The sequence below is a fragment of the Vibrio sp. HM8-C genome (assembly GCF_058630515.1).
The window spans coordinates 30,199-48,976 of the sequence record NZ_JBMMKS010000004.1 but is presented as its reverse complement, the minus strand read 5'-3'; the positions used below and the strand labels follow the sequence as shown (position 1 = coordinate 48,976).

The 18,778-nt window shown below is 43.4% G+C and carries 15 protein-coding genes; 5 read left to right on the top strand and 10 right to left on the bottom strand.

The window, feature by feature from the left end:
- Nucleotides 1-13: 13 nt before the first annotated feature.
- Nucleotides 14-1,339 (bottom strand): MATE family efflux transporter, encoded by a 1,326-nt coding sequence (locus tag ACOSVQ_RS06540; RefSeq protein ID WP_491981725.1) that lies wholly within the window; start codon nucleotides 1,337-1,339, stop codon nucleotides 14-16.
- Between the two features lie 417 nt (nucleotides 1,340-1,756).
- Here ACOSVQ_RS06540 and ACOSVQ_RS06535 point away from each other — a divergent pair, with 417 nt between their 5' ends.
- Nucleotides 1,757-3,829: a TonB-dependent receptor gene (locus ACOSVQ_RS06535; protein WP_491981724.1), complete on the top strand. Its 2,073-nt coding sequence runs from the start codon at nucleotides 1,757-1,759 to the stop codon at nucleotides 3,827-3,829.
- Nucleotides 3,830-3,881: 52 nt separating this feature from the next.
- Entirely contained in the window at nucleotides 3,882-4,793 is a 912-nt protein-coding gene (locus ACOSVQ_RS06530) for a siderophore ABC transporter substrate-binding protein (RefSeq protein WP_491981723.1), read from the top strand.
- A 78-nt stretch (nucleotides 4,794-4,871) separates the two neighbouring features.
- Here ACOSVQ_RS06530 and ACOSVQ_RS06525 read toward each other — a convergent pair whose 3' ends face one another.
- From ACOSVQ_RS06525 to cspE, 4 genes are all read right to left on the bottom strand, one after another.
- A complete protein-coding gene (locus ACOSVQ_RS06525) occupies nucleotides 4,872-6,428 on the bottom strand; it encodes a methyl-accepting chemotaxis protein (protein ID WP_491981722.1) in 1,557 nt (518 codons plus the stop codon).
- Nucleotides 6,429-6,691: 263 nt separating this feature from the next.
- Complete coding sequence (locus tag ACOSVQ_RS06520; protein WP_491981721.1) at nucleotides 6,692-7,075, bottom strand: GFA family protein; 384 nt, start codon at nucleotides 7,073-7,075, stop codon at nucleotides 6,692-6,694.
- Between the two features lie 9 nt (nucleotides 7,076-7,084).
- Complete coding sequence (gene trmY, locus ACOSVQ_RS06515) at nucleotides 7,085-7,681, bottom strand: tRNA (pseudouridine(54)-N(1))-methyltransferase TrmY (protein ID WP_491981720.1); 597 nt, start codon at nucleotides 7,679-7,681, stop codon at nucleotides 7,085-7,087.
- Nucleotides 7,682-7,779: 98 nt separating this feature from the next.
- Entirely contained in the window at nucleotides 7,780-7,989 is a 210-nt protein-coding gene (cspE, locus tag ACOSVQ_RS06510) for a transcription antiterminator/RNA stability regulator CspE (protein WP_042481174.1), read from the bottom strand.
- A 425-nt stretch (nucleotides 7,990-8,414) separates the two neighbouring features.
- On the opposite strand from cspE, the gene ACOSVQ_RS06505 reads away from it, so the two are divergent.
- A complete protein-coding gene (locus ACOSVQ_RS06505; protein ID WP_491981719.1) occupies nucleotides 8,415-8,846 on the top strand; it encodes a PaaI family thioesterase in 432 nt (143 codons plus the stop codon).
- A gap of 31 nt (nucleotides 8,847-8,877) precedes the next feature.
- On the opposite strand, the gene ACOSVQ_RS06500 is transcribed toward ACOSVQ_RS06505, so the two are convergent.
- From ACOSVQ_RS06500 to ACOSVQ_RS06485, 4 genes are read right to left on the bottom strand one after another with little or no spacing between them, the layout of a single operon-like run.
- Nucleotides 8,878-11,709, bottom strand: coding sequence for an FAD-binding and (Fe-S)-binding domain-containing protein (locus tag ACOSVQ_RS06500; protein WP_491981718.1), 2,832 nt, complete (start codon nucleotides 11,707-11,709; stop codon nucleotides 8,878-8,880).
- Nucleotides 11,710-11,763: 54 nt separating this feature from the next.
- Nucleotides 11,764-12,426 carry a LutC/YkgG family protein gene (locus tag ACOSVQ_RS06495; RefSeq protein ID WP_491981717.1) on the bottom strand — a complete coding sequence of 221 codons (663 nt, stop codon included), beginning with the start codon at nucleotides 12,424-12,426 and terminating at the stop codon, nucleotides 11,764-11,766.
- Nucleotides 12,423-13,910 carry a LutB/LldF family L-lactate oxidation iron-sulfur protein gene (locus ACOSVQ_RS06490; RefSeq protein WP_491981716.1) on the bottom strand — a complete coding sequence of 496 codons (1,488 nt, stop codon included), beginning with the start codon at nucleotides 13,908-13,910 and terminating at the stop codon, nucleotides 12,423-12,425. The genes ACOSVQ_RS06495 and ACOSVQ_RS06490 overlap by 4 nt, the downstream gene beginning before the upstream one ends.
- A complete protein-coding gene (locus ACOSVQ_RS06485; RefSeq protein ID WP_491981715.1) occupies nucleotides 13,907-14,665 on the bottom strand; it encodes a (Fe-S)-binding protein in 759 nt (252 codons plus the stop codon). Before ACOSVQ_RS06485 ends, ACOSVQ_RS06490 begins: the two co-directional genes overlap by 4 nt.
- A gap of 120 nt (nucleotides 14,666-14,785) precedes the next feature.
- Here ACOSVQ_RS06485 and ACOSVQ_RS06480 point away from each other — a divergent pair, with 120 nt between their 5' ends.
- On the top strand, nucleotides 14,786-15,685 hold the full coding sequence (locus ACOSVQ_RS06480; protein ID WP_491981714.1) for a LysR family transcriptional regulator: 900 nt from the start codon (nucleotides 14,786-14,788) through the stop codon (nucleotides 15,683-15,685).
- Between the two features lie 18 nt (nucleotides 15,686-15,703).
- Here the strand turns inward: ACOSVQ_RS06480 and ACOSVQ_RS06475 are convergent, their stop codons facing one another.
- Complete coding sequence (locus tag ACOSVQ_RS06475) at nucleotides 15,704-16,198, bottom strand: hypothetical protein (RefSeq protein WP_165314200.1); 495 nt, start codon at nucleotides 16,196-16,198, stop codon at nucleotides 15,704-15,706.
- Between the two features lie 203 nt (nucleotides 16,199-16,401).
- Between ACOSVQ_RS06475 and ACOSVQ_RS06470 the strand changes: the two genes are divergently transcribed.
- On the top strand, nucleotides 16,402-18,762 hold the full coding sequence (locus ACOSVQ_RS06470) for a Lon protease family protein (protein ID WP_491981713.1): 2,361 nt from the start codon (nucleotides 16,402-16,404) through the stop codon (nucleotides 18,760-18,762).
- Nucleotides 18,763-18,778 lie beyond the last annotated feature (16 nt).

Sequence of the window (18,778 nt, the reverse complement as noted above, 5' to 3'; positions counted from 1 at the left end):
GAAAAAAATAAACTTAAGGCTGAATTGCTAGCTGATGTCGTTCAATTTCTTTCAATGTTCTCTGATATACCCACCAAGCCGTGCTACCCGCCAATAGATTTCCGATAAATGCTCCGATAAAAAGACCTTGTAAACCGCCCAACTGAGATCCAATCCATAAGCATGGAAGGAAAAAAACAAACAATCTCAAAGCTGAAATGGTTAATGCAATATAGGATTTTCCTAACGCGTTCGATACGGACACCATCAACATGCAAACTCCAAGAGAACCTAGGCTCAGAGGGACAATCATCAAGTGCCAGTTCAAAATGGATTCAACGCTCTTTTCACTGGTCATCAGTGATGCCAATGGTGTCGACAGCGCGATAGCGACAAGCGCAATAGCGAGTTGGAAAATAAGAATAAAGCGAATGGCAATGTTTACTAGTTTTCGGATATCTGCAAGTTTGCCTGCTCCCAACATTCTGCCGATCATTGGTGGCATAGACATGGTTAATGCTAACACCGCGACGATGGCAAAGAACTCAAAGCGAGACCCTAATGCCCAAGCTGCGACTGCGGTTGCGCCAAAGCTTGCCAATAGTTTTGTTGCTAGCATAGAAGAAAGTGGTGGCAAAAGTTGGCTTAACATTGCTGGACCCATGATATGACCGATGGATTTTACGCTTGCGACAATATCCAAATCTTGCCATTCGTAACTAATCCAATGTTTGCCAGAAACTTTTGGCATCACTACTGCAATGCCAATACCAAATGCAAGTATGGTCGCAATAGCCGCACCATTGATGCCGAGATCAAACACAAAGATAAACAGAGGATCCAAAATCAAGTTCAGTAAGCTGGTTACCATCATCATAGTTCCGGGCAACATGGTGTTGCCATTGGCTCGGCACACGCTGTAAAGGAAATACAGAACGGCACCAGTCCAAGCACTAATCGCCCACCATACCCAGTAGACATCAATTATCGAATAGATGGTTTCTGGTGCGTCAAGCAAGGAAAGAATAGGGTAGCGCAACAAGTAGATGATCAAACCAAACAGAGCCACGCAGCTGCTGCCCATCGCTAAAACTAAGCCACCAAGCTGTTTCGCGTAGAGTGTTTTTTCTTCACCCAAAGCTTTGGATATGACAGCGGTTGTTGCTATACCAAGTCCGACTTGTACACCAATGATCACCATTTGCAAAGGCATGGTGAAACCTTGTGTGGCGAGTGGAAGAATGCCAAGTTGACCGATAAATGCACTGTCGACTAACTGGAAACTCATCAGTGACAAGACGCCGAAAAGCATCGGCCAAGTCATTTGAAATAGCTGATTGGATAATGATGGAGGATTCATTCGCGAATTATTATCTTCATTGTTTTGAGAATGTTATTGGCGGTTATTATGGGCGAAGGAATTCACGATTGGTACCTTAAAAGCAAACTAATACTCGTAGTGATAACAGACTTACTATAAGGGCATGATTTGATGAAATTTTGTTCATCGTGCCAACAACTATGTCGTCTACAAGTGTTTTATATGATTTTCCCACAGTCACCTCTGCAAAATTGAATGCGTCTTTCATAAAAATATCTACTCTGCAAGTCATAGAAACCATTCTTACGAGTCATATTTAAATGATAATAATTATCATTTGATAAGCATCTCGGTGCTCATTATCTTCATGTCCGGAAAATTCAGGCAAGTAATGCTTAAAGCTAGCGAACTTGTTATTCGAATCCACTTAGATTGTGGCAAATATGGAGATTAGATATGGCAGCGCTGCGCCAAAATGAGGTTCAAATAAATGCTGGTACTCCAGCAATTAAAACAATATTAGCTGTAAGTATTTCAAGCATTCTTTTCAATACTCAAGCCTTGGCTGAGGATAATGCAGTAAAGCAAACGGAAGTTGTTACTGTTATCGGTGAAAAAGTAGAAAAAACGATTTATGAAACGAGTTCGAGTGTATGGGTTTATGATGAAAACACTCTTGAGTCTACGCCAAATGCGACTCAGCTTGATGACTTACTTCAACTCACACCAAATATGGTCGATGGTGGCCAAGGAAATAGTTTACCTTCGATTCGTGGTGTTGATGGTTCTGGCCCTTCGGTAGGCGGCATCGCCAGTTTCGCGGGAACGGCACCAAGATTAAACCTCTCTATCGATGGTCGTTCTTTAACTTATTCTGAAATTGCCTTTGGTCCTCGCTCTCTTTGGGACATCGAGCAAGTCGAAGTTCACTTAGGCCCTCAAAGCTATGTTCAGGGGAGAAATTCTTCGGCCGGTGCAATAGTGATTAAGTCTAACGATCCCATTCATGAGTTTGAAACGCGCGTTAAAAGTGGCTACGGAGAACAAGGTTACTCACAAAATTCCATCATCGTTAACACTCCAATTGTCCAAGACCAGCTCGCTCTCAGATTGAGTGTAGATCAGCAAAAGCGGCTTACTGAACTGCCTTTGGCATCCTATGAGCCGGCAGGCGATAGCCGAAGAATTGAAACCACTGTTGCAAGAGCAAAGCTGCTAATAGAACCAGACAAGTTCCAAGGTCTTACTTCTATTCTAGCCGTTGATTTTAGTGATACTCGTTCTCCTCAGTCTTTAAATGAGATAGGGGTGAATTACGCGAAAGAGCGGGCGGTATATGAGACTCAATCCACCAATGGCATTTGGAATATTGAATGGCAACTCAATGATGCTTTGACTTTTGAAAACCGTCTGATCGTTACTGAGTTTGAATATGAACGCATTACTCAACCTGGTGAAAATCATGCTGACTTTACTACTGAAGGAAATGAGTTTTCGGTCGAACCATTGGTTCGCTATCACTCGGAACAAAGCAGTTTAAGTGGCTTATTTGGACTTCGCTATTTTAGCTCCGATCAAGATGATGAGTTTCTTTCTTCAGGTAGAGGTTTCCCTATGGGTGGAGAAACCAAAACCGCCTCTGCGTTCGGTGAAGCAACGTACCGAGTTACGCCTATGTTTGATGTGACATTTGCTGGGCGCTTCGAGCAAGAGAACAAAACACGTCAAGCAGACCTTAAGCCTCGATTCACTATTGATTACGATGAAAATGTCTCCGTGTTCTTACCTAAGTTAGAGGCCGCCTATCGTCCAGAACACCACCAAACCATCGGATTTAAAGTCGGTAAAGGTTATAACAACGGTGGTGCTGGTGTGAGCTTTAACAGTATGAACTTTAAAGCGCCGAGGAAACCTTACGAGTTTGACGAAGAGTATGTTTGGAACTACGAGTTTTACACTCGCCATGGCCTAGCAGACGGAACGGTAACTCTGACATCGAACTGGTTCTACAACGATTACGATGGCATGCAAATTCAACAGAGTCGAGATGATGGGTATGTGTTAGTTCAGAATCTAGATGATGCAAAAACATATGGAGCTGAGGCTGCAATAGATTGGATGGCAACCTCAGATCTAGAACTTATGGCTGCCGTTGGTTTGCTCAAAACTGATTACACACAGACGGTTGCTGAAGGTGGAAATAAGAAAGAGCTCCCAAGAGCGCCTGCATTTTCGGCTAGTTTAAGTGCGTTATATCACTTCTTTGATGGATTTGAAGCGAGTGCCAATGCCAATTACACAAGCGCTTACTTTTCCGATCTAACTAACGATGAAAGCTTGAAAATTGATCCTTATTGGATTGTGAATACTCAAATATCTTATGTGTTTAAAAATGGTCGCGCGAACCTGTTTGCGCACAACTTGTTTAATGACAACAGCATTACTGATATTGGCGGTAAAAATTTTATCAATGAACCCCTTCGCCAGACACCACGAACTGTAGGTGCTTCGCTCGAACTTTTCTTTTAACTAATAAATATGAATGAGCGCGCAAATCGGCGCTTATCATCAGAGGTCACTTATGAAAGTGTTATCGCTATTTTGTTCACTATTACTATCTGTATCAGCGTATGCAAATTCAGTCACAATCGAGCATGCGGCTGGGTCTACGGTCATCGAAACAAAGCCGCAGAGAGTGGTTGTCATCGGGGCTGGCGTGTTGGATATGCTCGACTATTTCGGTGTTACTCCTATCGCCGTCAATCATGATTATCAACCTGACTATTTGAAAAAATACACGGAAGGAGATTATCCCTCAGCAGGAACTTTGTTTGAGCCGAGCTACGAAGACATTTACACACAAAAACCGGATTTAATTATTACAGGACCTCGTATGGCTGGTAATTACCAACAGCTGTCTGAGATTGCTCCCACGGTAGTACTAAGCCCTCATGCTACAGATGGATACTGGGAAAGTACGCAACAGCAATGGCGTCATATCGGCCGCATTTTTGAGGTTTCAGATAAAGTAGAAGAGACAATTTCTCGAATCGATAAAGATTTCAAAGCGATCAAAGCATTTAATGCAAAACATCCTGCGAAATCACTGACCGTGATGAATTTTGGTGGCAACGTAACAGCGTTTTCTGCAAAGTCTCGTTTTTCGTCGTTGTATCATGACTTTGGCTTCCACCAAACGGATTCGCAAATACTAAAAACAAACAGTCATGGTGACCTTGTTTCCTTTGAGTTCATTAGAGAAGTGAATCCAGATTATCTGTTTATCATCGATGGCGAAAAGTTGAGAGATGCAAAGTCTGAACAGACTCGTGAAATGTTTGACAATGAATTAGTGAAACAAACCATCGCGTTTCAAAAGGATCAAATTGTTTATTTAAGCCTAAACGCTTGGTACATATCGATGGGCGGAGTGAGAGCGACAGAAATTATGGTTCAAGACCTTAAAACTCTGTTAGGTATTGAGAATTCTTAAACTCTTCAATCTGACAAGGGATGTATCGTAAAGAAAAAGGTCTAGCTCAAAAGGTAGACCTTTGACTGAATTTAGATGCTATAAGCGTCTAAACTGTTTGACTAAAGAACCCTGTGAATCAAGGTTTGTTACCAATGCCTTGCACTGTTCATGTGTGTCATTGGCAAGTAAGAGAGTGGCTGTTGAGCCATCACTGATGGATTGAACACTGGCGTTCATACTTTCCGTAACACGAGCCATTTCATCGACCGCAGTTGCTATGTGTTCATTTCGTTGTGCAATATCAGCCATTTGTGCCAGCAGGGCTTTTAGTTTGTCACCCGAATGATTGGCACTATTCACACAGCTTTGTGACAGCACATTGCCATGACTTATAGTATCTACGGCTTCACGAGTGCTGTTTTGGATCGACTGAACTATGTTCTGAATCTCTTCGCTGGATTCTGAGCTACGTTGTGCGAGTTTACGTACTTCATCGGCTACAACGGCAAAACCTCGACCCTGTTCACCGGCTCGCGCTGCTTCTATAGCCGCGTTTAAGGCAAGTAGGTTGGTTTGCTCAGAAACACTTTGAATCACTTCGATAACCTGACCGATAGTCGCACTTTGTGCTGAAAGCTTCTCAATCACACTTGTTGCTGAGTCTAGTTGTTTTGCTAGCTGCACAATTGAATTGACTGTGTCAGCTACGGAATCCACACCTTCATTTGCTGCGGTTTGTGCGTTGTTAGCCACAGCTGATGCCGCTTGAGCGTTATTGGCAATTTCATTCGCTGTTGAATTCATCTCAGTAATGGCTGTAGCAACTTGCTCTGTTTCACGAGCCTGACCATCAAGGTTGTCAGCTGTATGATTGCAGTTCGTTGACGATGCTTTAGCGGCTTCTACAAGTTGAAGGTTCGAGTCTTGAATTCGTCCAACAACCGCGTTCAGCTCAGACTGGCGCATTTTTAGAGCAAGCTGTATTTCGGAGATATCATCAACGCGCTTGTTATAAACAAGCTCCATTAGTGGGTTATCAAACACTTTACGAGCAGTCTCAGCCACTTTCTCTAAACGGCGCGTCAATGCGTAACCGGTGATTACGCTTAAAAAGAACATTACCGGTACGCCAAAACCAGATAGGAAATAGTCAACAGCAGCAGAAATGATTGCAGCACCAATAAAACCGACGGTCATTCGTTGCCATAAGCGAGTTCTCGGCATCTTTAGTTGCCAAGGCGTTTTATTTGCGCGGAGCTGCGCATACACTTTTTCGGCATTTTCAACATGTTCACGATTTGGAGATAAGCGAACAGACTGGTATTCAATGGTTTTGCCGTTTTCGATAATTGGAGAGGCAAAGGCATCAACCCAGTAGTGATCACCAGATTTAGTTCTGTTCTTTACGATTCCCATCCATGAACGTCCTTTTTTTAAATGAGACCACATATCTTGGAAAGCAGCTTCTGGCATATCAGGATGACGAACAAGGTTGTGAGGTTGGCCAACCATCTCTTCTAAACTGTATCCGGCAACTTTGCAGAACTCGTCACTCGCATAAGTAATATGACTGCTAGGTTGAGTGATCGACAGTAGGTTGTAATGAGGAGGGTAAAGGACTTCTTTTTGTGTAATTGGTTGATTAATACGCATTGTAATGAACACCCTAAAAAATCGAAAAACGGATACCGAGCCTTTGACGAGGTTTGAAGCTAAAAGACGTCGCGTACTGTGATTGTTATAGGGCTTATTGTTATTTGTTCAATTTATACTCACGCCGTAGTGGAAATGCAATAACCAAAAGGTATGAGGTAGTAAAACGAGAAGTTTCTCACTAAATTTGTAGTGCTGGTCTGACATCAACTGAGCATGATGTCAGACAAAGCGGAAAAAGGACAACGGAGAGAGGTAGATTGCTAATCGAGATAAGACCAAGACTCCGCACCATCGAAATGGCGGATCTTGATGCTTTTTAAGAGGGCGGGTTTGAACATGCGGTAGTTGACGGCGATTCGGTCACTTTTTGACTTATCCGATGAAGAATAATGAGTAATACAGCCACATTTGTTGCAGTAATGAAAGAGAATCTCTTTGTCACCCCAACTGTAATCACTCACACCGCTTTCTTTAATAGTGACTTTTACTTCAGGTTCTCTGAAATATCCCCAAATTGAAGCATAACGTGAGCAAATTGAACAATTACACTCTGTAGCCGTTTTCGTTGGGTGAGCGATAGTTAAAGTGACATTTCCGCAATGGCAGTAACCAGTCAGGATTTCTTCGTTGTTCAAGTGATCCATCTTTTCCCTTTATTCACGCATATCCAATTCATTATGAATAAGCGTAATACATTGCGAAGCAAACAGCATCTTAGGTCCTAAGCTCAATTTCTCGACACCGAGGCGTTTTAGGGAATTGCCTGTTTTTTTCGGCATCGGAATATGATCGGTAAGTAAGAAGCAAGGATTTGGACCAATTTCGATGGTACGAATGGATTCGCCTTTCTTGTCCATCATGTACATAGAATGGGAATCAGCAAGCTTGGTTACCAGAGCTTCAAAGCTAATCGTCTGTACAGTTAAACCTGGTTGGACTTCACGTATTTGTTCTTTGGTCATACCCAAAGACTTGTCTAATGCTTTGACTAGCAGAGCAATTAACGCAGACTCGTGGAAACCACCGACATCACTGATGGTGTTGGCATCGATAGTAATGGTACGAGAGAAATCTTGAGTACTTTCCAGCACCAAGTGAATGACAGCATCTTCACGGTGTGATTGAGCGGTAAAAATTGCGTTCATAATACCGTGTGCAAGAATTTCAGCATGAGCTTTGCCGCCCACTTCTGCTTGCAGTTTTTGACTATCGGTTGGGGCTGAACGTGCTCTGAGAACGAAAGTACGCATTGGGTTCCTCTAATGTGTAACGAATTTTGGAGACAACAAAAACACAAAAGGCCGCATAAAGCGACCTTTTCACGTCAATCCGAAGATTGTAATCAAGCTTAGATAACAGTTACGTTAGCAGCTTGTGGGCCTTTTTGGCCGTTTTCAACAGTGAAAGAAACCTTTTGGCCTTCTTTCAGAGTTTTGAAACCTTCTGCAGTGATTGCACGGAAGTGTACGAATACGTCTGCGCCGCCGTTATCTTGAGCGATGAAACCAAAACCTTTAGTTTCGTTAAACCATTTAACGGTACCAGTAGTGTTAGACATGATGTCTCCAAATCTTTAAAAAATTAATCTATTTAGCCAAAAGAAGGCGCTTATTACTTAGGTGACGTTTGAACAAAATGCTTCTACATAAACTGGCTAAACGCTAGTACCGGAAGGTTTCCTTCGCACAACCTATCGAGCGTGAATCGATTGGACGCGCGAATCATAACGCATGTACCAGCAATAAACTAGCGAATATTTCAAATAAAGTGAAAGCACGCACACTCAAACGCAAACAACGTAAGTCTAGACCATAATTATTGAATTTTTGTTGCCCTGTAAAGTTAATGGGTCACGTTTTGGAGGATTGATTGAAGCTGGTGCCAAAATCTTTGCAGTAAACAATGATTACGTTGAAATTAAATCTGCGTAAATAGCATATGCTATTTACGGTTTACATCGTAAAGGCTCAGGAAATCGTTGATATGTCTCATTTTCACCATACCCATAGAATCTGTGCTGTCTGTGGCAGCGAAAAAAATAATGACTACTCGTTAGGTGCAGAGTTTTCTCTAGTGAATAAGCAAACCGTTCGAACGGATTTCACTGTGTTACCAAGGCATCAAGGTTATTTGGGGTTATTGCATGGTGGTATTGCCAGCTCACTACTGGATGGGGCAATGACTCACTGTCTGCTCAACTTAAATATTGCAGCACTGACCGCTCAATTGGATGTTCGTTATCACACTGCAGTAAACGTTGGTGAGCAACTTGAAGTTATCGGAGAGTTGATAAACGAAAAACGAGGCGTGTACTTTTTACGTGCTTATTTGAAAGTGGCAGGTGAGACGCGGGTTTCAGCCAGTGGCAAATTTATAGCTTCGACACTGGCTGAGGGTTTAGGTGGAAGTTATTAACCAATCATTTGATGACGGATTAACATTTAATTCATTGATTAGGTCTTGAGACTTCGTCCACTAAGTAGAGGATAGACTGATAAGTAATTCCACTGTGGTGCGATAAACCGATCTCACAGGTTCGGCTGTTACTAAAGCCTCGACTACAGCCTGCTGGTACTTGCTCTTTTAATGGATGAACAGCGGCAGCGTTAAGTTCCGGTGTGGTAAACCCTATGTCTCCTGCCCATCCGCAACATTCAATATGTTCTGGGACAATAACAGTGTTAACACACGCTTTCGCAAGATTTGTCATCGCGTTGGTCAAACCCATGCGGCGGGAACTGCAGGTAACGTGTAGCATCACCGTTTCCTGTTTTTGTGTGATGGACAAATGCTCTAACAAATATTGGCTAACAAAACCTGTGGGTTCGTAAACCTTCAACGGTTTGCTAAACAGCTCAAGACTTCGCTTAGCACAAGGGCTTGTATCCATTAGTACTGGATATTGGCCATATTGTGTGGCTTTCCAAAGTACTTCTTCAAGTTGAGAAGCTTTGTCTTTGGCAATATCGTTCATTCCTTTGCTGTCATAAGGCATACCGCAGCATTGCTGGTTAAGGTCGTCAGGGAGGATAACCTCATACCCAGCTTTATTCAGAATAGATAGAGTGACTTCAGTTAATGGCCGTTGATCTGCTGCATCCGATTGTTGTCCCATGCTGCGACTAGCGCAGGATGGCATATAAACCACTTTCTTTTCTCGTTGAGGAAGATCACCCGCAGCTTTGGCAAGGGGATATCTATTGCTTTGAGGCATTTCAGCTAGCCAAACGGGTGTTTTCCCGCGAGTCAGTTTTCGCGTTCCATCCACGATACTCTTTACTGATTTCTCGCCAAGGATAGTCGTTGCGACTTTATTCAATTTTAGCGCTGAACGGGACATTGCTGTTGTGGCGGCAAAATGTTCTGCAGTCCAACGTGCTATTGGTGTGAACTTTTCGTATTTGGCACTGCGCAATTTTTTCACTAGGTCGCCGGTATTAATACCAACAGGGCATCTGTCTGCACATAGACCTGTTGTTGCACAGGTATCGAGACCTTGATATTCGAATACTTTGTTTAACTCATCTGCCGAATCTAAAGCTCCTTGCTTGCGTCGATGTTGAAGTTCTCGATACAGAACGATGCGTTGTCTTGGCGAAAGAGTCAAAGTGCGTGATGGGCAAACAGGTTCACAAAAGCCGCATTCGATACAGCGATCTACAAGGTCATCGGCTGCAGGCATCAACTTCAAGTTGTTCAAATGTGCTTTGGGATCGTCATTAATAATTACGCCTGGATTGAGTAACCCGTTTGGATCGAACAAGGCTTTGATTTTCTGCATGAGCGCATAGCCTTCTTTACCCCATTCGAGTTCGACGTAAGGCGCCATGTTTCTACCTGTTCCGTGCTCTGCTTTGAGAGAGCCTTGGTATTTCACCGCGACTAAATCAGCGACCTCATCCATAAAGGCACCGTATCGCTCGATTTCTTCCGGTTGTTCAAAACCTTGAGTGAAAACAAAATGCAGGTTGCCCTCAAGAGCGTGCCCGAAAATGATCGCTTCCTGATACTGATATTTATCGAACAACTGTTGAAGATCGCGAATGCCGTTGGCTAGGTTCTCAATGGGGAAGGCGACATCTTCAATAATGACGGTTGTTCCTACCTCTCTTACCGCTCCAACAGCAGGGAACATGCCTTTACGAATGCCCCAGAGTGTTGAGACAGTATTGGCATCAGAGGTAAAAGGAACGGATTCGATAATCTTGAAGTCTTTCAACATCTCCATCACTTGACCGCATTGATGTTGAAGCGCTTTATGGTGGCTAGCGTGAGATTCAATCAGTAACGCAGCTGCTTCCAAATCAAGAGACGTGATGAAATCAGGCATACCGGCTTTGTCCGCAACGGAACGCATGGCTCGACCGTCCATCATCTCGACCGCAGCGACAGGAGATTGCTTTAGCCTAGTCACGGCTTGGCTGGCTTGTTCAATATCAGAAAATACCAACAAGGCAGAGGCTTTGTGAGTGTGTTCTATTACTGTGTTATAGGTAATCTCAGCGATAAAGCCGAGTGTGCCTTCAGAACCAATAAAGAGATGTTTTAGAATATCGATAGGGTCTTCGTAATCGACTAGTGCGTTAAGTGAATAGCCAGTCGTGTTTTTTAAACGATATTTGTATTTGATTCGCTCATGCAATGCTTGGTTTGCCAGTGTTTCGTTTCTTAGCGTTTGCAAGCCATTAACAATGTCGCCTCTATGCTGTTTAAAGGTTTCTACGCTTTTCTTATCACTGGTATCGAGAATATAACCATCGGCAAACACCACTTTCATGTTATCAATGGTTTGATAGGAGTTTTGCGCCGTACCGCAACACATACCGCTGGCATTGTTGGCTGCAATACCGCCAATTTTGCAGGTGTTGATTGAGGCTGGATCTGGACCTATTTTTCTTTGAAAAGGTGCGAGATATTTGTTGGCATCTGCGCCGATTACTCCCGGCTGTAAGCGAATTTTTTCACCTTCGTCTAGGATCTGATGCTTTCGCCAGTCATCAGTTAGGGTAATAAGCACAGAATCGGAGACTGCCTGACCAGATAAACTGGTTCCTGCAGCACGAAAAGTGAAGGGTAAACTGAGTTTCTCACAGCTTTTAATCGCGAAGACGACTTCCTCTAAACTATTAAGGCGCAGAACGACTTCTGGAATAAGGCGATAGAAGCTAGCATCTGTGCCGTAGGCAAGTCGCTTCGCTTCCTGAGTGATAATACGTTCTTCAGCAATCTGGCTTTTCAGTACTTCAATAAGCTGGTGATAGTGTGCTTTGTTTTTCATTTTAGTTATCTGCTTCCTAAACACTTAAGTCATCTATTACTTATCTTTCATCCATTATTTATTTATCAGAACGAGAACGATAAGTTCGCTGGGTCCGTGTGCGCCATAAGCTAATGTTTGTTGAATGTCTGCGGTTTTGGAAGGACCCGATATTAAAAGTGCGTTGGTAGGCATATTCGAAGCCCAATTTTGTTCTTCCATTACTTCAAGAAAGTGATTGTGTAGCGTAGATGCCCTCATCACCGCAATATGAGACGGAGGGACTAATGACAATGTTCTTGGCTCATGCTCTGTTGGCCACAATACTAAAGCTCCCGTGTCAGCAATACCTGCGAGGACGTGTGTGATACCCACATCGACTTCATGAAACAAGGCACTTTTCCAGTTCTCAATCTCGCTTTGATATTCGATAACGTCTATCGCTACCAAGCCTTGCTTAAAATCAGAATGCCAATCACCTTGAGTTCCAATGGCGGCGCGCTGCCAACCTTTCTCCAAGCTTAGTGCCTGAATCGTTGAAGCAATTTGTGAGCTTTCTATAGGCATGACTTGTGCGTGGCTTGCTGTCATTGCCTGACAAAATCGATCCATTTTCTCTTGTTCGCTTTTGCTTTTATCAAAGCCCCAAGGCTCAAATGCAATATCAGCGGCTTTGTGTGGTGTCGTGTTGGCTGTTTTGAGTCTTCTAAGAATGTTATCGCGAGCTGAATTCATCATTTGCCCTCACCATTGTTTGTTCTGCAAGAGATATTGTTGTTTGTAGACGAAACGTCTTGGGTTGCTGAGTGTCCCTTTTCTTTCATCAGTTGATGCAAGGTTTTCGCTGCTGGTTTTGGCGCAGTTCGACACTGTGTCCAAGCACCGAGCTTATTCGGTATCAGAGCCTGCATCTTAGAAGTCAGTGCGGTCGCAGAATGGTAAAAAGTTGGATGAGTTGCAGCAAAAGCAAAACCCGTCATTGCTACACTTTCGACATTGCTGTGCGCCGCGTTTTGTCCTTCCATTTTGCTGTTACCAGTTTTGGCTTCATGCTTTGCTTCTCTGCGTAGGCGTTGCAGCATTTCAGGAATAGGGATTCTCACTGGGCAAACTTCACCACAAGCACCACAAAGGCTTGATGCCGTAACCAAATCTTTTGTTGCCTCTAAACCGAGCAAATGAGGGGAAATAATTTTGCCGATTGGTCCCGGATAGACAGTGCCGTAGGCGTGGCCGCCAATCTTGGTGTAGACAGGGCAATGATTCATACAGGCTCCGCAGCGAATACATTGCAAGGTTTTGCGCATTTCCTCATCTTGATAGGCTTGGCTACGTCCGTTATCGAGCAATATCAAATGCACTTCACGAGGCCCATCTTTTTCCCCTGGCTTACGTGGTGAGGTAATCATGTTGAAATAGGTTGAGATGGCTTGTCCCGTTGCTGAGCGGGTCAATGCGCTATATAGAGGCGGCACGTCGGCAAGAAATTCGACCACTTTTTCAATGCCAGTAATGGCAATGTGAATGTTAGGTATCGTGGTGGACATACGACCGTTGCCTTCGTTTTCCACTAAACACAAAGTTCCAGTTTCGGCGACGGCGAAGTTTACGCCCGACAGACCTATATCGGCATCGTGGAATTTTTGGCGAAGGCGTGTGCGACCGGTCTGAATCAGTTCATCAACATCGAGAGTAGGTGTAAAACCATCTAAGTTCTTTTCGAAGGTATCACTGACTTCCTGCTTATTTTTATGTATCGCAGGCATGATGATATGTGAAGGCTTATCTCCATCAAGCTGGACTATGTATTCACCCATATCGCTTTCTAAACACTCAATTCCGAGTTTGGCCATTTCGTGGTTCATTTCGATTTCTTCACTGACCATCGACTTACCTTTGATGATCATTTTTGCCTGATGACGGTGAGCGATAGCTGCGATGATGCTATTGGCTTGGTTTGGATTTTCAGCCCAGTGAACCGTAATGCCATTTTTAGTACATTGTTGTTCAAGCTGCTCAAGCAAGGATGGCAACTTGCTTAGACAACGTTGCCTAATGGACTCTGCCAAATCGCGAATGGCTTTTTCTTCTTTTGCATCTGCAAACGCCGTTTTGCGCTTATCCCTTAAGTAATCCATCGCACCGCGAAAGTTCGCTCGTAGCTGTGGATCTTCTAGCGCTGTTTTAGCCTGAATATGAAATTGTTGCGGAGTCTGACTCATCGTTTTTCTCCCTGCGTACGTTCTAGAAGAAAACTGGCTAAGTGACGACCTTGAAGTTCCTTCCCTTGATATTGCAATGCGCCGTTGATGTTGAGTAAACAACCCCAATCGGCACTGACTAGTGTCTCCGCGTAGGTTTGAGTTATGTGATGGGTTTTGTCTTCAACCATGGCTTGAGAAATGTTGGGATGACGTACAGAAAAAGTACCGCCAAATCCGCAGCATTCACTTTCGTAATCTTGCATACGAAGCTCAACCCCTTGTAACTGATTAAGTAACTCGGTTGCGGTGATGTGCACGTTCATTTCTCGACGAGCAGCACAAGAGGTATGCATGACGACAGAGGTTGGTTCACCTTTATCAATCAGCTTTACGCGGCAAACGTTGACTAAAAATTCGGTCAGTTCAAAGACACGGTCGCAGAAAGCGTTGACCTGAGCTTGCTGTGCATCTTGCTTGAATAAGCGACGGTAATGATGGTGCATCATTCCGCCACAAGAGCCTGAAAGCACGATGACAGGGTAGGGTTCAGGAAACAGAGCCATCTGGCTTAATGCCACCGCCTTGGCTTGGTCGTCGTAACCAGAGGTATAAGCTGGTTGGCCGCAACAAGTTTGCTTTTCTACGAAGATCACTTCAATGTCTTGTTGTTCTAAGAGTGTCATTGCATCCAGTCCGGCTTGGGGATCGAATAAATCCACCAAGCACGTGGCGTAGAAATACACTTTCTGAGGTTTTGCAGGGTAGATACGCATTGCTTCTCCTAAGGGGAGTTCTTGTAATTATTGTGTTAATTAAATGTGAATCTAGCGCTTTCTTTTTTTTTGATATAGGGAAATAATGAAATTCATTATTTCCAAAAATGACATAATTTGATGCGTGCGGATGACTTAATACTCTTCTCTCAAGTGGTAGAATTTGGCAGCTTTAGCAAAGTAGCTGAACAAAATAACCTTACTAATTCAGTAGTTAGCAAAAGAATTGCTCGCTTGGAAGAGGAGCTGAGTGTCCAACTATTATATCGAACAACGCGTAAATTGACCCTGACGGAAGCGGGTAAGGCATTGATGTTGAGTGCCAAAAATGTGAAGCAAGCCACTCAGGAAGCAATGGATGCCGTAGCCGGTTTCGGCGAGAACATCAGCGGACATATTAAGATGTCAGTTCCTTCAATCTCAGGTGATTTGATCCTGGCTGATGCTGTGGCGGAGTTTTGCAATATGCATCCGGGATTAACGGTAGATATGTCGTTAGATAATCGTTTTGTCGATTTGGTTGAAGGCGGTTTTGACTTAGTGATTCGAACTGGCTATTTGGATGATTCCAGTTTGATTGCACGTCACATTCTTGATTCTCAATGGGTGGTCTGCGCTTCTCCTTCGTACATTGCGCGAAATGGTAAACCCCTGAAACCTGAAGATTTGGTCAATCACAATTGCCTGCAATACGCTTACCAAACTACAGGGGCAAGTGATTGGGAATTCAAAGGAAGTAAAGGGAACTACATCGTAAAAGTGTCGGGTACTTTCTCAACCGATAATGCAACAGCATTGCGCAAAGCCGCATTGGGTGGGCATGGCATCGCTTATGTGCCCAGATGTCTGGTTTACCATGATTTTCGCAACGGTGAACTGATTGATATTTTCCCTGAGCTGGTGGGTAAGAAGCTTGGTATCTATGCTGTTTACCCTTTTACTCGTCAGCCGCCAAACAAAGTTCGCTTGTTAATCGAACATATTCGTACTCGATATCTCGCCATTTCACACTACTTTTAACCTATGATTTGCCCAAATCTAGTTCAGTGTTGGTGTTTCTAAACTTAAACCGTACGAGCGCTTTAATTGGGTAAAATACTGATGAGCTTTTTCAATGTCTTGATATTCCAACTGCCAATTTGCATCTCTTTGAGCTAAACAAAAAGCACTGAGATGGAGTAACAAGTTGGTGCTATGTTTGTCGAGAACAGAAGAGACGGTCGAGATCAGCTCATTTTGCTCAATCGACATGAATTGCAGTAGTCCATATGCTTGATTAAGTGCATCAAACGCTCGTTTTTGCTGCCCCATATTGTTCAATATTTCTGCCTGATGGATCGCGGCATCATGTAATCCTGATATCAGGCAGACAAGCTGACAAGGTTTTGCTTGTGGATCTTTCGCTGTGGTTTCTATGTGATTAGGTAGGTTGTGCAGTACGTCTTCAAACAGATAATGGGCTTGTGGCCAATGACCGGCTTTTAGAAGTTCTTCTGCTTTGGTGTAGTGTGCCCAGCACTGTTTCAAGTTCATCATTTGTTCTCATTGACCTAATTTGCATTTATTTAAATGCAATAAATTGTCAAATGCAAATGATTATCAATAATAAATTTTGTTAAAATTGTTTATTATTTGTTCGCTTGCGTTGTAAGTGGGGCTAAATCACTAAAAAGTCAAAGCTTTATGACTAGACTTGATATACAAAAGAAGAAGTATAAAACCAAAGGAGTGGAGCTATGGCTATTCAACTACTGAACGCAGAACAGCTTTACCACGTTGCAAAGCTAGAACAATTGCCTTGTAAGTCCACCAAAGAATTACCCCCAATTGATGAAATCGTTGGTCAAGAACGCGCGCAAAAAGCGGTTGAGTTCGCCATGTCGATTAAAGAAAAGGGATATAACATCTATGCGATAGGTCGTAACGGGTTAGGTAAACGTACGATGATCATGCGTTATCTCACTCGTCATAAGTATGAGTCAGATAACTTATACGACTGGTGTTATGTCGCTAACTTTGACGATATTCGTACTCCAAAAGTACTCAAACTGCCACGTGGAGTAGGCAGTGCATTTCGCCAAGATATCGAAAAGTTAATGACCAAGCTAATGAACGGTATGCCGTTAGCATTCGATAATGAGCTTTATATTGGTCGTGCTGAGAAGATGAAAAACCAGCTCGACCAAAAGCAACAAAGTGAGTTGGAAAACATCACTAAAGATGCTAAAGAAAAGGGCATCAGCCTCACTATCACTAACCAAGGCGAATATCAGTTTGTTGCTTTAAATGGTGAAGAGCTACATACCGAAGAAACCTTTGATGCCTTGACGAAAAAAGAGCAAGAACACTTCAGTCAGACGATTGATAAATTGGAAGTGTCGCTACGTAACATGGTTCGTCATTTGACGGAGTGGGAAGAGGCGTACACTGAAAAAATCAAAAAGCTTAATGATGATGTGACTCTTGATGTGGTGGCTCATTTCATTAAACAGCTCAAGCAAGATTATTCGCAGTATGCGGAAATAAAAAGCTATCTGACAGACCTACAAAAAGACATTCTGGAAAATGTTGATATCTTTTTGGAAGGTGCTGGCGAACAGGGCGATATTGCAACCGCTGCTTTAGATAAGAAACTGCCTCGTCGTTACAAAGTAAACGTACTTGTAAGTCGTTGCGATGATAATTTCCCGATTGTGGTGGAGGAAAATCCTAACTACCACTCACTGTTCGGTTACATAGAAACAGCAACCTATAAAGGTACTGTGTTCACCGACTTTTCATTGATCCGTGCTGGCAGCCTGCATAAAGCGAATGGCGGCGTGTTGATGATGGACGCAGTAAAAGTATTAGAACAACCTTACGTATGGGATGGTTTGAAGCGAGCGTTGCGCTCTCGCCAAATCAGTTTCACATCGTTAGAGAAAGAAGTGACGCTAACGGGTACTGTGTCGTTGGATCCAGAACCTATTCCACTGGATGTGAAAATCATTTTGTTTGGTGATTACCGTACTTACGAACTGCTTGCGCACTATGACCCAGAATTCAGTGAACTCTTTAGAGTTACCGCGGATTTCGAAGATGAGATGAAGCGTACTGACGATACAGAACTTCACTATGCACGTTTCATTTCCAGTATCGTTCACGACAGTAATCTATTGCACTGCGACCGCAAAGCGATAGCTCGAATCATCGAACACAGTTCAAGAATGGCGGGTGATCAATCTAAGCTTTCCCTGCATTCTGCGCATATTGCTAACCTGCTGCGTGAATCAAACTATGTTGCGAAGCAGGCTAATTCGAACATGATTCGTCAGAGCCACGTTGAAGAAGCATTGAACAATCAGCAAATGCGCGTTAACCGTTTGCAAGAAAGCGTCATGGAGACTTTCTCGAACGGTACTACGCTGATTCAAACAGACGGAGCTGCTATTGGTCAGGTCAATGCTCTGTCTGTGCTGGCAACCAAAGACCATATGTTTGGTGCGCCAAACCGTATTACAGCGACAACGTCATATGGCGATGGTGAGATTATCGATATCGAACGCAGTGTTGATTTAGGCGGAAGCATTCACTCGAAAGGTGTGATGATTCTTTCTGCTTATCTTAATTCGGTATTTGGACGCACGGCGCGTGTGCCGCTGACCACCACAATTACATTTGAACAATCATATGGTGGTGTGGACGGAGACAGTGCAAGTATGGCCGAGTTTTGTGCGATTGTGTCTGCGTTTTCTAAGCAGCCTAATCGTCAAGATATCGCGATTACAGGTTCTATGAACCAGTTTGGTGAATCTCAACCTATAGGTGGGGTGAACGAGAAAATCGAAGGCTTCTTTGATGTGTGCTGTATTAAAGGGCGTCATAGCTCTCAAGGTGTGATCATTCCTCAAGCCAATAAACACAATCTGATGTTAAGACCTGATATTGTCAAAGCGGTAGAAAAGGGTGAGTTTAATATCTGGGCGATAAGCCATGTCTCTGAAGCGATTGAAATCTTCACTGGCAAGAAAGTGGGTATTGCGACAGAAGATGGTAGCTATCCGGTAGACAGCATTTATGGCTTGGCACAAGCCAAACTGAATGCACTAAGAAAGTAACAGGCTAGTTTCTGTA

Excerpts from the sequence above, each read along its gene's own strand:
- ACOSVQ_RS06525 (WP_491981722.1), bottom strand. The coding sequence starts at position 6,428 with ATGCGTATTAATCAACCAATTACACAAAAAGAAGTCCTTTACCCTCCT.
- ACOSVQ_RS06530 (WP_491981723.1), top strand. The coding sequence starts at position 3,882 with ATGAAAGTGTTATCGCTATTTTGTTCACTATTACTATCTGTATCAGCG.
- ACOSVQ_RS06500 (WP_491981718.1), bottom strand. The coding sequence starts at position 11,709 with ATGAAAAACAAAGCACACTATCACCAGCTTATTGAAGTACTGAAAAGC.
- ACOSVQ_RS06470 (WP_491981713.1), top strand. The coding sequence starts at position 16,402 with ATGGCTATTCAACTACTGAACGCAGAACAGCTTTACCACGTTGCAAAG.
- ACOSVQ_RS06520 (WP_491981721.1), bottom strand. The coding sequence starts at position 7,075 with ATGGATCACTTGAACAACGAAGAAATCCTGACTGGTTACTGCCATTGC.
- ACOSVQ_RS06540 (WP_491981725.1), bottom strand. The coding sequence starts at position 1,339 with ATGAATCCTCCATCATTATCCAATCAGCTATTTCAAATGACTTGGCCG.
- ACOSVQ_RS06480 (WP_491981714.1), top strand. The coding sequence starts at position 14,786 with ATGCGTGCGGATGACTTAATACTCTTCTCTCAAGTGGTAGAATTTGGC.
- trmY (WP_491981720.1), bottom strand. The coding sequence starts at position 7,681 with ATGCGTACTTTCGTTCTCAGAGCACGTTCAGCCCCAACCGATAGTCAA.
- ACOSVQ_RS06475 (WP_165314200.1), bottom strand. The coding sequence starts at position 16,198 with ATGAACTTGAAACAGTGCTGGGCACACTACACCAAAGCAGAAGAACTT.
- ACOSVQ_RS06485 (WP_491981715.1), bottom strand. The coding sequence starts at position 14,665 with ATGCGTATCTACCCTGCAAAACCTCAGAAAGTGTATTTCTACGCCACG.
- ACOSVQ_RS06490 (WP_491981716.1), bottom strand. The coding sequence starts at position 13,910 with ATGAGTCAGACTCCGCAACAATTTCATATTCAGGCTAAAACAGCGCTA.
- ACOSVQ_RS06495 (WP_491981717.1), bottom strand. The coding sequence starts at position 12,426 with ATGATGAATTCAGCTCGCGATAACATTCTTAGAAGACTCAAAACAGCC.
- ACOSVQ_RS06505 (WP_491981719.1), top strand. The coding sequence starts at position 8,415 with ATGTCTCATTTTCACCATACCCATAGAATCTGTGCTGTCTGTGGCAGC.
- cspE (WP_042481174.1), bottom strand. The coding sequence starts at position 7,989 with ATGTCTAACACTACTGGTACCGTTAAATGGTTTAACGAAACTAAAGGT.
- ACOSVQ_RS06535 (WP_491981724.1), top strand. The coding sequence starts at position 1,757 with ATGGCAGCGCTGCGCCAAAATGAGGTTCAAATAAATGCTGGTACTCCA.